The following is a 13,358-nucleotide window of genomic DNA, read 5'->3' as shown; positions in this document are numbered from 1 at the left end:
TTCACCTGGGAACACGACGCGCACCTGTACTTCCGGCGTGCCCAGTCCGACGCCGTCCTGCTGGGCGGCGGCGCGCACCACCGGGAACGGTTGGCGGGGCTACTGGGCTGGTGATCAAAAGCCACCGTAGTCACCGCAGAAAGGCAGGGCCGGGCCCCATGCCCACCAGACTCATCGACGACAGCCTGTTCGACACCTCCTACGACAGCGACAGCGACAGCGACGGCAGCGTCGGCGTCGGCGTCGGCGTCGGCGTCGGCGTCGGCGTCGGCGTCGGCGTCGGCGTCGGCGTCGGCGTCGGCGTCGGCGTCGGCGACCGGGGTGACAGTGACCATGCCGGTGCTCCGCCCCGACTCGCGGGGGCGCGCTGCCCCGGTTGCGGCACCGTCGTCTTCCCCCGGCAGGCCTCCTGCCCGAACTGTTCGGCCGACGACATGGCCGCACATGTGCTTCCGGTGAGCGGCCGGGTGTGGTCCTGGACTCTGCAGGCGTTCCCACCCAAGCCGCCCTATCGGCCGCCGGCCGGCGGCTTCCGGCCGTACTTCCTCGGCTATGTCGATCTGGATGAGGTGCTGGTAGAGGCCCGGCTCGAGGTGCCCCGCCCGGACATGCGGATCGGGCTGCCGGTCCGGCTGACCACCGTCGTGGCCTACCACGACGAGGACGGCACCGAGGTGCTGACCTTCGCCTTCCGCCCGGAACCGGACCCGGAAGGGGAGCGATGACGGCCAGGGCCGACGAGGTCTACGTGGTCGGCTGCGGGATGCATCCCTTCGGCCGCGACGCGAGCGTGACCGGGATGGACATGGCCGAACACGCCGTGCGAGAGGCGCTGCGGGACGCCGGCGTCGGCTGGGCGGACATCGGCTACGCGGCCGGCGGGTCGGACGTGTCCGGCAAGCCCGACACGCTGGTCGGGCGCCTCGGCCTGACCGGTGTCCCCTTCGTCAACGTCCTGGGCGGCTGCGCGACCGGGGCGTCGACCGTGCTCGCGGTGGCCAACGCGCTGCGCGCGGGCGAGGCCACGCTGGGGCTGGCCGTGGGCTTCGACAAGCATGAGCGGGGCGCGTTCCACGTCTCCGCGGCCCGCTACGGGCTGGGCGACTGGTACGCCGAGACCGGGATGATGCTGACGACCCAGTTCTTCGCCCTGAAGACCCAGCGGTACCTGCACGAGTACGGAATCTCGGAGCGGGCGCTGGCGATGGTGGCGGCACGGGCCTTCCGCAACGGCTCCCACCACCCCATGGCCTGGCGCCGCAAACCCCTGACGGAGCAGGAGATCCTCGACTCCGCCGAGGTCAGCCCGCCCCTCACTCAGTACATGTTCTGCTCGCCGGGACAGGGAGCGGTGGCACTCGTGCTGGCGCGCGGCGACCGCGCCTTCGACCTGTGCGAGCGGCCGGTCAGGCTGGCGTCGGTGGCACTGCGCACCCGGCGGTTCGGCTCGTTCGAGGTGTTCTCGCCCTGGCTGCCGCCGGGCCCGCACCGCAGCCCGAGTGTCGACGCGGCCGAGGCGGTGTTCCGCGGGGCGGATGTGCGTCCGGCGGACGTGCGGGTGGCGCAGTTGCAGGACACCGACAGCGGCTCGGAGCTGATCCATCTGGCGGAGACCGGGCTGTGCGGCCACGGCGAGCAGGAGGAGCTGCTGGCCTCGGGCGACACCGATCCCACGGGTCGGCTGCCGGTGAACACCGACGGTGGCTGCCTGGCCGGCGGCGAGCCCGTCGGCGCCTCCGGGCTGCGCCAGTTCCACGAGGTCGTACGGCAGTTGCAGGGCCGGGCTGCGGGCGTGCAGGTACCGGGCGCTCCCCGGGTGGGCTTCACCCATGTGTACGGGGCACCCGGGATCAGCGCCTGTTCGGTGCTGACGGTCTGAGAGCCAGGGCAGGCACGCGGAGACAAGGCGTACGCGCAGACAAGGCAGGCACACGATGAACGGGCAGCAGAATCCCGCCCTGGAAGGCCGGAGAACCGCGCTGGTCACCGGCGGCGCTCGCGGCCTCGGCGCCGAGATATGCCGGCAACTGGCAGGTCAGGGACTACAGGTCCTGGTGGCGGCCCGAAGGCGTGAGGCGGCCGAGGAGGTCTGCCGCGCCATCGGCCCGGCAGCGGTGCCGCTGGCCCTGGACGTGACCTCCGCCGAGAGCGTCACCGAGGCGGTGCGCGAGGCTCTGGAGCGCTTCGGCACGATCGACGTCCTCGTGAACAACGCCGGTGTCAGCCTCGACGGTTCACGAACGGCTCTCGACCTCGACGACGGCATCCTGCGCGCCACGCTGGACACCAATCTGGTGGGCGCGTGGCGCATGGCCGAGGCCGTGGTCCCCGGCATGGTGCGCGCCGGTTACGGCCGCCTGGTCAACGTCACCAGCGGCTACGGCTCGCTGGCCCTGATGGACTCCGGCCGCCACCCCACGTACCGGGTGTCCAAGACCGCGCTCAACGCCCTCACCCGCATGCTCGCCGCCGACCTGGCCGGCACCGGTGTGCTGGTCAACTCCGCCGACCCGGGCTGGACCCGGACCGGCATGGGCGGCCCGGCCGCTCCGCGCGGACCGGAGTTGGGCGCCGACACTCCGGTGTGGCTGGCGACGCTGCCCGAGGGCGACACGACGACGGGCGGAGTATTCGCCGAGCGCAAGCCGCTGCCGTGGTGACAGGTGTATGAGCCCCCTGAGCACCACGGTGAGCAACCGTCGGTGATCAAGCCCCGGTGAACGACCCCCGGTGAGCGACCCCCAGTGATCAAGCCGGCGAGACCGCGGCGCCCTGGTCCGCGGCGACGATCCGCAGGGCCAGCGACCTGACCGCTGCCTGTACATCACTCGGCGGCAGACCGGCCAGCGGCCCGCCTTCCGCCCGCAGCGCGGTGACGAGCATGGTCGTGCTGATGAGGGTGCGGACCGCGAGCGCCTGGGCGGCGTGCCTGGCCTTGGCCGCGCGAGGGCTGCGTGTGGTGCCCTCCGGCAGATAGTCGTACGCACGCTGGATGTGCCGCTGTTCGAACTCGTCGCGCAGCAGCTTCACGCTTCCGTTGGCGGCGGCGACCTGGACCTGGAACAGGCGGGCCTCGTCCGGGTTGGCCCCCACCCAGTCCCAGACGGCGTCGATGACGCGCAGCAGTCCCTGGGCGTCGCCCGGCTCGGAAGCCGGCCGGGCCTCCTCGACCACGTCGTTCAGCTGGTCGAAGACCCGGCGCATGGCCAGTTCGAGCAGCTCTTCCTTGCCGTCGAAGTGGTAGTAGACGGCCGTGGGCACCACCTGGGCCTCGTCCGCGATGTCCTGGACGCTGGTCTCGGCGAAGCCCTTCCTGCCGAAGACCCGTACCGCGGCACCGATGATGTGCTGCCGTCGTGAGGGACGGTGGGCCGGCTGCTTGCCGTTCTGCGTGGTGGCCATTGCGTGCTCCCTTGCCGCTGCCGCTGCCGTCTCCGGTGCCAACGCCAGTCCCAGTGCCGGTGTACTGACCATGCTATCCAGTAACTCCGTCATATTGCTGCCAGTAATTCCTGCCATTGCTGTGGCGCTGTCGGCAGGGGCCTTGGGCATACTTGACATCATGACGACTTCCGGAACCCGCGCCGCTCACCGCCCGTCGCGTCGGCAGTGGGTGATCGAAGCAGCCACGGAGCTCTTCGCCACCCAGCCGCCGGACGAGGTGACGGTGGCCGACATCGCCGCGCGGGCGGAGATGACGTCCGCGGCGGTGTACTACCACTTCTCCTCCAAGGACCAGGTCCTGGTGGAGGGCATGCGGGTGTTCGCCGCAGCGCTGCGCGAGCAGCTGGAATCGCTCACCGAAGCCCACACGCCGGGTTCGGACATCGGCGCGGAAGTCACCGCGCTGCTGGCCTGGTTGGGCGAACACCGGTCGGCAGCCGCCGTCTTCTTCGTCTCCTCGGCCGGGATGAGCCAGGAGGCGGAGATACTGCGCCACGAGATCCGTACGCAGCTGCTCGAAGAACTCGTACGCCTGGTGCGCAAGGCCCGTGAGTCGATCAGCGACGCGGAGGCGGCGGTGATCGGCCTGGGCGTCCTCGCGCTACTGGAGAACGCCGCGATCTCGCAGATCCGTGGCGACGACGTCTACCGGTCGCTCGGCCACCGGTCCTTCACCAAGGAGGTCGGCCGACTGGCCGGCCGCGTCGCGGGGGCCACCGGGGCTACCGGCGGCTGAACAGGGCACGGGCACGGGCGCTCCGTGCTCCGCGCCGACGGCGGACCACGGCGAAGCCCTCGCTCACCAGGGAAGTGAGATGCTTCGCCGCGGTGCCGGCGGGCCGGGCCCCGATCATTCGGGGGTGATGCGGCCACGCCACGCTCCGGATTCGCCACCGCGGTGCTCGATGTACTCCTTGAAGCGTCGCATGTCCCCCTTGACGCGGCGGTCGACCATTCCGAACATGTCGGCGGTCTTCTCCGCGACTCCGCTGGGCTGGATTTCCATCACGAGCTCCACCCTGGTGTGGGTCTCGTCCAGCGGCTGGAAGCGCACCATACCCATCTGCCTGGTGTCGCCTGTGGTGGTACGCCAGGCGATCCGCTCGTCAGGAAGCTGGTCGACGATCTCGGTGTCGAACTCCCGCCGTATTCCGCTGATCTTGGTGGTCCAGTGGTTGTGGGTTTCGTCGAGCTGCCTGACCTCCTGGACCCCCTGCATGAAGTTCGGGAACTCCTCGAACTGCGTCCACTGGTTGTAGGCGGTGCTGACGGGGACCTCGACTTCTACCGATTCCTTGACCGTGCTCATCCCTGGCCTCCTTTCACTGACCGGCACGACAGAGCCATCGGCCCCGCCGCGCAGATCTCGGCACGCCGCGGCGAGTACCCACGAACGGCCCGCTAACCGCTCCGAGCGTCCCCGGCGGGTCCGGGCCGCCCTGTCATACGAGCAGACGCAGCGGCTTGCCCAGCAAGGCCGCCACCGTGCGCAGAAACTCCGCGGCCGGAGCCCCGTCGACGGCACGGTGGTCGAAGGTGAGGCTCAGGGTGAGCACCCGCGTGCGCCTCGGCTGGTCGTCCACCCATTCGACGCCGTCCCTGAGCCTGCCCACTCCCAGGATGGCGACGTTTCCGGGGTTGATCACGGGGGTGAAGAAGTCGACTCCGTACCCGCCCAGCGAGGTGACGGTGAACGTGGCCCCTTCCAGCCGCGCCGGGGAGATCCGGCCGGCGCGGGCGCTCTCGGCCAGTTCCCTGGACCGGCGGGCCAGTTCCGTCAGCGGAAGAGCGGCGGCGTCCTCGATCACGGGGACGAGCAGTCCGTTCGGCACGGCGACGGCGAAACCGACGTGGATGTCCTCGACCAGGTGGACACCGTCCTCGTGGACCGCCGCGTTGAGCAGCGGGTGTGCGCGCAGGGCCAGCGCGGCGGCCTTCACGAGGAAGTCGTTGAGGCTGGGCACCGGCAGGCCGCTGTCGGCCCACTCCTGCTTGAGCTGGGCCCGGAGGGCCACGACGGCATCCATGCGCACCTCGTAGCCGTGCGTCAGCTGCGCCATCTCCTGGAGGCTGGCGTGCATCCGGCGGGCGATGGTGCCGCGCATTCCGGTGAACGGGAGGACGTCTCCCGGCTGTGGAGCGCCGGCCACGGCGCGCGAGGGCCGGCGGGCGGCGGCCGGTTCGGAGGTCGGCGCGGGCGCAGGTGCAGGTGCAGGTGCAGGTGCCGCTGCAGGTTTCGGAGCGGCGGGGACCGCGTCGAGGTCGGCCCTCCGGATGCGGCCGCCCACGCCCGTGCCCTGTACGCCGGCGAGGTCGATGCCCCGCTCTTTCGCCAGACGGCGGACCAGGGGGGAGACAGGGGTGACGGACTCGCCGAGCAGGGCCGCGGGCTCGTCCGGCAGGGTGGCAGGCTCGCCGGGCAGGGCGGCGGACGCCTGTGCGGCCTGCACGGAAGCGGCCGCGAGGAAGTCCTCCACGTCCTCTGAGACGATCCGGCCTCCGGGCCCCGTGCCGCGTACGGCCCCGAGATCCACGCCGGCCTCGGCGGCCACCCGCCGGGCGTTGGGCGAGGACAGAAGCCGGCCCCCGGCCCCGCGGCCGTGATGCCCGTTCCGTGCCGCGGCACCATCGACGGACGGCACGTGGGAGCCGTTGGCGGACGGCGGCGCGGCGGGGACGGCTTGGTGCGCGGGCTCGGGGGCGCCGGTGGTCCCGGGCTCGGCGGGCATCGGCGTACCCGCCGGGCCCGGAGGCTGCTCGCCGTCGGCCAGCAGCCAGCCGATGAGGGCCCCCGCCGGGACGGTGGCCCCGGCCGGGACCACGGGGTGGAACAGTCCCCCCGCCTCCGCCTCGACGTCCACGTCGACCTTGTCGGTGGCCAGCCGCAGCAGAGCGTCGCCCTCGGAGACGAAGGCGCCGACCGGCACCAGCCACTCGTCGATCGTGCCTTCCTGCATGGTCAGGCCGATTTTCGGCAGCAGAACCTCGACCGCCACTGGGTCACGACCTTTCGAGGAGACGGCGGCAGCCCTGCACGATGCGGGCCTGGTCGGGCACGTACGCCTTCTCCAGCACCGGGGAGAACGGCACCGGGGAGAAGGGCGCGCCGATGCGCAGCACCGGCGCGTCGAGGTAGTCGAAGGCCGCGTCCTGGATCTGGGCGGCGATCTCCCCGCCGAGCCCGCCGAAGGTGACGGCCTCGTGCACCACGAGCGCCCTGTTGGTGCGGCGGACCGAGGCGATCATGGTCTCGGTGTCCAGGGGCTGCACGGTGCGCGGATCGATCACCTCGACCTCGATGCCTTCGGCGGCCAGCTCATCGGCCGCCGCGAGGGCCTCGCCGACCATGCGGCCCAGGGCGATGACGGTGACGTCGGAGCCCTGTCGCGCGGTGTGGGCCTGGCCCAGCGGGATGCCGTAGATCTGCTCCGGCACCTCGCTCTTGCTGCCGAGCAGAACCTTGTTGAGCATCACGACGACCGGGTTGTCGTCCCGGATCGCCGAGACGGTCAGGCCCTTGGCGGTATACGCGTCGCACGGCATCACGACCTTGAGGCCGGGCACATGGGCGAGCCAGGCCTCCAGGCTCTGACTGTGCTGGGCGGCGGCACCCAGGCCCGCGCCGGAGGCGGTGGTGATGGTGAGCGGCACGGAGACGGCGCCGCCGAACATGTACTTCATCTTGGCGGCCTGGTTGACGATCTGATCCAGGCAGACGCCGATGAAGTCCATGAACATCAGGTCGACGACGGGGCGCAGGCCCCGGGCGGCGGCGCCCACGCCCAGGCCGACGAGCGCGGCCTCGGAGATCGGGGTGTCGATCATGCGGCGAGGGCCGAACTCGTCCAGCAGATTGTCGAACATGCGGAATACGCCGCCGTATCCGGCCACGTCCTCGCCGGCGACGAAGACGTTCTCGTCCTCACGCATGGCCTGCGCGAGGCCCTCGTTGAAGGCCTTGACGTAGGTGAGCTTGCGGGCCGTTCCGTCCTGGGCGGCCGCCGGTGCTTCGCTGATGGTGGTCATGACGGTCACCCCGAGTAGACGTTGAGCAGCAGGTCAGCGGTGTCGGGCAGCGGGCTGGCCTCGGCGTACGCGATGGCCTCGGCGATCGCGTCCCGGGTGCGCTGCCAGGTGTCGTCCAGCTCCGCGCGGGTGGCGGTGCCGTCGGCGAGGGCCCGGGCCTCCAGCAGGTCGATCGCGTCGCGGGCCTTCCACTCCTCGACCTCCGCGTCCGAGCGGTAGGGGTGACGCAGCCCCTTGACGCCCTGGTGGTCGTAGTAGCGGTAGGTCTTGGCCTCGATCATCATCGGGCCCTCGCCGGCCCGGGCGCGTTCGACGGCCTCGGCCGCGGCGTGATGGACGGCGACCGCGTCCATGCCGTCGACGATGACGCTGGGCATGCCGTAGGACGCGGCCCGGTCGGCGACGTCGGTGATCAGCATGTGCTTCGACTGCGGGGTGAACTCGGCGTAGCCGTTGTTCTCGCAGATGAAGATCACCGGCAGGCGCAGTATGGCGGCCATGTTGGCGGCCTCGTGGAAGGCGCCGATGTTGGTGGCCCCGTCGCCGAAGAAGGTGACGGCGACACTGTCCTCGCCCTTGTACCGGGCGGCGAATGCGGCTCCGACGGCGATCGGGATGCCCGCGCCGACGATGCCGTTGGCGCCGAGCATGCCGAGGGTGACGTCATTGATGTGCATGCTTCCGCCGCGGCCGAGGCAGGCGCCGGTGACGCGGCCGTACAGCTCGGCGTACATGTGTCTGAAGCTGACGCCCTTGGCCACGGCGTGCCCGTGTCCGCGGTGGGTGGAGGTGATCTGGTCGTCGTCGCGGAGTGCCGTCATCACCCCCGCGGCCACGGCTTCCTGGCCGACGTAGAGATGCAGGAAGCCCGGGAGCTTGCCTGCCTCCATGAGTTTTCCCGCCTCGGTCTCGAAGAGCCGGATACGCACCATGCGCTCGTGCAGATCGCGTATGACCTGGGCCGATGCCGGGTGGGTAACCGTCGAGGCCGCCTGTCGCGTGATTTTCGCGGCCGACTTCCGCGGTGCCTTGTGAACCATCGTCCGCCCCTTCGCCCGAGCGGGGTGTCCAACCGATCGGACTTTGTTGTGCCGGTCTACAGTAACCAGCAGGGGCACCTTACTGGAGAGGTTCTCTAATTACTACGGGCCGAGCTCAACCGGGCTCATCCGTCTCCCGGTCACCGCCCCGCTGGTCCACCAGCTCGACGACATTGCCCTCGGGGTCCGCCCAGAAGCTGATCCGACGGTTCCGCGCCCGCACGACGACCGGGCTGGACAGCGGCCTGGCTCCGGCGGCCGGAAGTGCGGCGACCACCGGCGCGATGTCATCCAGGTGGAAGGTGAGATAGGCCAGACCGCGGCGCGCGGTCAACGGCTCGGGCGGCAGGGCGGGCGAGGCGGGCATGACGTCCGCCTGTGGCCGTATCAGCTTGATCCGCCCCCCGGAGGGCACCTCGGACGCCGCCTGCGACGCCATTCCGGACGGCATCCCGCTCGGCACCTGAAGCCATACGACCAGAAGCAGCCCACCCAACCCCGCAGGGCCACTGATCGACCGCGGGATGCCCGAGCGGTGCACCGGAACACAGCCGAGCGCCTCGCGATAGAAGCGCTCCATCAGTTCCAGGTCGCGCACCACGACACCGGCCTCGAGGGGCCGAGTCATCGCCACCCCCCGACACCCCGGCCACACCAACCCTCGACCGCATCGACCACATCGACCGCTTCGTAAGCCATCGGACCGCCTTCCCTCGGAACAGCACTCACCGACCGCACTCCGGCAGCTGGAGCCGATCCATAGAAAGATCGCGTCGATCCGGGGTTACCCTCGCTGCAGAAAGCGAAGGTGACCTGCGGAATGCCGCACGACCAACTTCGGCACTTTCTATTGACACACCACACTAACTCCTGTTGTTGTGGCGATCGCAGCGGAGCTGTAGCACCGGAACCCTTCATCAGCTCGCGGCTGGGAGGATTGAGGACACCGTGGTCCAGATCACTTCACCGGAGGACCGAGCGGCAGGCGACGAGCGTCCCTTGCCGCCCCCCGCCCCCGAATACAACTCATGGATCGGCCAGAACCACTCCACCGATGCCGCGAGCGTGGCCATGCGTGAGGACGCGGCCGAACTCGCCGAGCGCGTCATCGAGCACTACCGCAACAACACGACTCACGAGGTCGAGGAGCAGTGGACGGAACCCGTCGACCACTACCTCGACGCCGACCGCTGGCTGCGGGAGATGGACGCCGTCCATCGGAGCGTTCCGCTGCCCCTCGCCATGTCGTGCGAGCTTCCAGGACCAGGCACGTACAAGGCGCTGGATGTGCTCGGCGTCCCGATCCTGATCACCCGGGACCGCAAGGGCGTCGTACACGCGATGATCAACGCCTGCCGGCATCGTGGCGCCGAACTCGTCGAGCCCGGCTGCGGAGTGGCGAAGCGCATCACCTGCCCCTACCACGCCTGGTCGTACGACCTGTCGGGCGAACTGCGCGGCGTGTACGCAGAGAAGACCTTCGGCGACGTACCGCGCGAGAAGCGCAGCCTGGTACAACTCCCCGTGGGTGAGCGCGCCGGCATCGTCTTCGTCTCGCTCGACCCTTCCGCCGAGCACGACCTCGACGCCTGGCTGGGCGATCTGCAGCCTCTGCTGGAGGGGCTTCGCTTCGCGGACTGCCACCACTACGCGACCCGCGAACTGACCAGCCCCAACTGGAAGGTCACCCTCGACGGGTACCTGGAGACCTACCACTTCGCCTCGCTGCACACGAAGACGGTCTTCGAGACGAACTTCTCCAACATGATGGCCCACGACACCTGGGGCCCTCACCAGCGCCTCGGTGCCGCCCTGCGGCCCGTCGCCGACGTGGTGGACCTGCCGCCGGACAAGCGTGACCCCGGCGACGTGGTCGGAGCCATCTACTGGCTCTTCCCCGGTCTCGCCATCGCAGGCACCTGGCGCAACAAGATCGCCGTCTCCATCGTGATCCCCCGTTCGGCCACCGAGTCGGTGACCCAGCAGATCATCCTGCTGCGCGAGCCGGCCGTCACCGAGGAGGAGCGCCACGCCGCCGACCAGTTCGGCGAGTGGTTCTACGAGGTGGTCCGCGACGAGGACTACGCGACCACCTACGGAGTGCAGCGGGGGCTGAAGGCCCTCGCCGGGACCGACTTCGTCTTCGGACGCAACGAACCCGGACTCCAGCATTTCCACCGCACCATCCACCGCCTCCTGGACGAAGCGTCCAGATGACGAACCCTCAGAACTCGCAGGAGAACAGCATGGTGGCTACGGGCAGCCTCGACGGACGTGTCGCGGTGATCACGGGCAGCACGCGCAGCATCGGCCGCGCGATAGCCGAGGCCTTCCTGGCCGACGGGGCAACGGTCGTACTCAGCGGCCGGTCGGAGGTCAAGGGCAAGCAGGCACTGGAGGAAATCCAGGCCGGCGACAAGGCCGTCTTCCACCCCTGCGACTCGAGCCGGCAGGCGGACATCGAGGCACTGGTCGACTGGACGGTCGAGCGATTCGGCCGACTGGACATCATGGTCAACAACGTCGGCGGCACCGAGGGGTTCGCCCCGGTCCACGAGCTGAGCGACGACGCGTGGCACAAGGCCCTCGACCTGAACCTCAACGCCTACTTCTACGGCACCCGCCGCGCCCTGCGGCCCATGCTGGAGGGGGGCTGGGGCCGTGTCATCAACATCTCCTCGGTCGAGGGCAAGCAGGCCAACAAGCCCGCGATCAGCCACTACATCACCAACAAGCACGCCATCCACGGTCTGACCAAGGCGACCGCCTTCGAGTACGGCACCGCCGGCATCACCTGCAACGCGATCTGCCCCGGCGCCGTCGACACCGACCTGATGCGCGCCGCCGGTCCGGCCGCGGCCGAGGCCGAGGGCATCTCGTACGAGGAGTGGCTGGCCCGGTTCGCCGAGCACGCCGCCACCAAGAAGATCACCACCGTGGAACAGATCGCGGGCGTCGCCTCGCTCCTCGCCAGCGACGCCGGCGCGGGCATCACGGGCACACTGATCAGCGTCGACGGCGGAACGGCGCAGTGGTGAGCACCGCAACGGACGGCGGGAGACCCATCGCCATGAAGCACTGGATCACCGACTCGCAGCGCAGCGAGCGACTGCCCCACTACACCCGGGCCAACGCCGGCGAGACCCTGCCGGATCCGGCCAGCCCGCTGGGCTGGACCCTGGTCTGGGGGCGCGGCCTGCAGGGCTGGCGGCGCGGCTTCGTCGAGTTCGGCATCTACCGCGGGGACGAGGTCAGCGGCCCCCGCCCCCCGTTCGCCGGAATCTTCGGCGGCTACTTCTACCTCAACCTGTCGCATCTGCGGCTGTTCGGCATCCGCATGGGGCAGACCGCCGACCAGATCGACACTGCCTTCGTGGGCCAGCGCTCCGACACCCCGGTGTACGTGCCGCACGCCGACGACCAGGACGCGGAACTGACGGCCAAGGCGACAGCGACGCTGCAGGGCATGCTCGGCCAGTCCGGGTACCCGGAGGGCGACGCCGACCACGAGCGGCTGCGCCGGGTCCGGCGCGAGCGGCCCGATCTGGCGGCCCTGTCCGACGCCGAGTTGGTGGCGTACGCCCGCTCGCTGCTGGACGACGTGGAGAAGACCTTCCAACGGCATGTCGAGTCCTCGCTGCCGGCGTCGGTCGGACCGGCGATCCTCGGCCCGCTGTGCGCGAGCGTCGACCGTCCCGGCGCGATGCTCGACCTCATCGGCGGGCTGGGGGATGTCGACTCGGCCTCTCCGTCGACCGGCCTGTGGACGCTGTCGCGCCAGGTGGCGGCCTCAGCGGAGCTGACGGCTCTGTTCGACCGGGGCCCGGCCGCGGTGGAACAGGCCCTCGAAGGGGCGACCGGAGACGTCAAGGCGTTCCGGGACTCCTTCGACGAGTTCCTGGCCGAGTCCGGTGACCGCGGTCCCAACGAATGGGACATCCACGCACTGTCCTGGGAGGCGGCGCCGGTCCAGGCGCTGGCCCTGGTGGACCGGATCCGGCACAGCTCCGACGACGCCTCCCCCGCCGAGCGCCACCGCAAGCTGACGGGGCGTCGCACGGAGATCGCCGCCGAGATCCGAGCCGCGCTTCCGGAGGACGCACAGCCGATGTTCGACGCCGGCATGCACGCCTCGCAGGTGTGGATCCCGGCCCGCGAGCGGACCAAGGCGAACTGCGTGACCGTCATCAACGAGATACGGATGGCGGTTCGGGAGCTCGGTCGCCGCGGGGTGGAGGCGGGGCGCTTCGCCCAGCCCGAGGACGTGATGATGCTGCTGGACACCGAGCTCGACGACTATGTCGCTGACCCGGACCGCTTCGGCTCCGTCATCGCCCGGCGGCTGGAGGAGTACTCCGGACTCAGCGAGCTGGAACCCCCGTTCTTCATCGCGGAGGACTCCCGGACCGAGATCGACGCGTGGCCGCGACGCAGCGACGCGGGAGTCGCGGCCGCCGGCGAGGGCGATGTCCTCTCGGGTGTCGGTGGCAGCCACGGCACATACACCGGCAGGGTGCGCGTGGTCACCGACCCGGCCTCGTGCGAGGCGCTGGAGCCGGGCGAGGTGCTGGTGGCTCCGATCACGGACGCGGCCTGGACCCCGCTGTTCCTCGTCGCGGGGGCGGCCGTGGTGGATGTGGGCGCGCTCAACAGCCACGCGGTCGTGGTCTGCCGCGAGTTGGGCATCCCGGCCGTCATCTCTGTCGAGGGCGGCACCCAGCGGCTGCGGGACGGCATGGTGGTCACGGTCGACGGCGACAAGGGCACGGTCACCGTGGACAGCGTTCCGACGGCACTCGGCATCTGACCCCCGTCGGGCCCGCCGTTCCTCTGCCGGAGGAACGGCGG

Annotated in this window: 13 protein-coding genes; 7 read left to right on the top strand and 6 right to left on the bottom strand. The window is 70.4% G+C overall.

The window, feature by feature from the left end; genetic code table 11:
• Positions 1–158: 158 nt before the first annotated feature.
• From FGD71_RS13965 to FGD71_RS13955, 3 genes are read left to right on the top strand one after another with little or no spacing between them, the layout of a single operon-like run.
• A complete protein-coding gene (locus FGD71_RS13965) occupies positions 159–725 on the top strand; it encodes a Zn-ribbon domain-containing OB-fold protein (protein ID WP_119100759.1) in 567 nt (188 codons plus the stop codon).
• Positions 722–1,879 carry a thiolase family protein gene (locus tag FGD71_RS13960; RefSeq protein WP_119100758.1) on the top strand — a complete coding sequence of 386 codons (1,158 nt, stop codon included), beginning with the start codon at positions 722–724 and terminating at the stop codon, positions 1,877–1,879. Before FGD71_RS13965 ends, FGD71_RS13960 begins: the two co-directional genes overlap by 4 nt.
• Positions 1,880–1,934: 55 nt before the next feature.
• Positions 1,935–2,660 (top strand): SDR family NAD(P)-dependent oxidoreductase, encoded by a 726-nt coding sequence (locus tag FGD71_RS13955; RefSeq protein WP_119100757.1) that lies wholly within the window; start codon positions 1,935–1,937, stop codon positions 2,658–2,660.
• An 88-nt stretch (positions 2,661–2,748) separates the two neighbouring features.
• Here the strand turns inward: FGD71_RS13955 and FGD71_RS13950 are convergent, their stop codons facing one another.
• On the bottom strand, positions 2,749–3,402 hold the full coding sequence (locus FGD71_RS13950) for a TetR/AcrR family transcriptional regulator (protein ID WP_119100756.1): 654 nt from the start codon (positions 3,400–3,402) through the stop codon (positions 2,749–2,751).
• A gap of 160 nt (positions 3,403–3,562) precedes the next feature.
• Here FGD71_RS13950 and FGD71_RS13945 point away from each other — a divergent pair, with 160 nt between their 5' ends.
• Positions 3,563–4,180 carry a TetR/AcrR family transcriptional regulator gene (locus FGD71_RS13945; protein ID WP_119100755.1) on the top strand — a complete coding sequence of 206 codons (618 nt, stop codon included), beginning with the start codon at positions 3,563–3,565 and terminating at the stop codon, positions 4,178–4,180.
• 114 nt (positions 4,181–4,294) lie between these two features.
• Here FGD71_RS13945 and FGD71_RS13940 read toward each other — a convergent pair whose 3' ends face one another.
• The 5 genes from FGD71_RS13940 to FGD71_RS13920 all read right to left on the bottom strand — a co-directional run bounded on the left by FGD71_RS13940 (position 4,295) and on the right by FGD71_RS13920 (position 9,138).
• Positions 4,295–4,753: an SRPBCC family protein gene (locus FGD71_RS13940; protein ID WP_119100754.1), complete on the bottom strand. Its 459-nt coding sequence runs from the start codon at positions 4,751–4,753 to the stop codon at positions 4,295–4,297.
• Positions 4,754–4,886: 133 nt separating this feature from the next.
• Positions 4,887–6,440 (bottom strand): 2-oxo acid dehydrogenase subunit E2, encoded by a 1,554-nt coding sequence (locus tag FGD71_RS13935; RefSeq protein WP_119100753.1) that lies wholly within the window; start codon positions 6,438–6,440, stop codon positions 4,887–4,889.
• 4 nt (positions 6,441–6,444) lie between these two features.
• Positions 6,445–7,470, bottom strand: a complete 1,026-nt coding sequence (locus FGD71_RS13930; RefSeq protein ID WP_119100792.1) for an alpha-ketoacid dehydrogenase subunit beta — start codon at positions 7,468–7,470, stop codon at positions 6,445–6,447.
• A gap of 5 nt (positions 7,471–7,475) precedes the next feature.
• Entirely contained in the window at positions 7,476–8,510 is a 1,035-nt protein-coding gene (locus FGD71_RS13925) for a thiamine pyrophosphate-dependent dehydrogenase E1 component subunit alpha (RefSeq protein WP_276147138.1), read from the bottom strand.
• Positions 8,511–8,625: 115 nt separating this feature from the next.
• Positions 8,626–9,138 carry a VOC family protein gene (locus tag FGD71_RS13920; protein WP_240436576.1) on the bottom strand — a complete coding sequence of 171 codons (513 nt, stop codon included), beginning with the start codon at positions 9,136–9,138 and terminating at the stop codon, positions 8,626–8,628.
• Between the two features lie 320 nt (positions 9,139–9,458).
• On the opposite strand from FGD71_RS13920, the gene FGD71_RS13915 reads away from it, so the two are divergent.
• From FGD71_RS13915 to FGD71_RS13905, 3 genes are read left to right on the top strand one after another with little or no spacing between them, the layout of a single operon-like run.
• Positions 9,459–10,727, top strand: coding sequence for an aromatic ring-hydroxylating oxygenase subunit alpha (locus FGD71_RS13915; RefSeq protein WP_119100750.1), 1,269 nt, complete (start codon positions 9,459–9,461; stop codon positions 10,725–10,727).
• Positions 10,724–11,548: an SDR family NAD(P)-dependent oxidoreductase gene (locus FGD71_RS13910; RefSeq protein ID WP_181359196.1), complete on the top strand. Its 825-nt coding sequence runs from the start codon at positions 10,724–10,726 to the stop codon at positions 11,546–11,548. The genes FGD71_RS13915 and FGD71_RS13910 overlap by 4 nt, the downstream gene beginning before the upstream one ends.
• A 32-nt stretch (positions 11,549–11,580) precedes the next feature.
• Positions 11,581–13,317, top strand: a complete 1,737-nt coding sequence (locus FGD71_RS13905; protein ID WP_119100749.1) for a PEP-utilizing enzyme — start codon at positions 11,581–11,583, stop codon at positions 13,315–13,317.
• The last annotated feature ends 41 nt before the right edge of the window (positions 13,318–13,358 follow it).

The sequence above is a fragment of the Streptomyces sporangiiformans genome, assembly GCF_005768555.2.
GTDB lineage: Bacteria > Actinomycetota > Actinomycetes > Streptomycetales > Streptomycetaceae > Streptomyces > Streptomyces sporangiiformans.
Note: the sequence above shows the minus strand (reverse complement) of the source record. Positions and strands in the feature narration are given on the sequence as shown.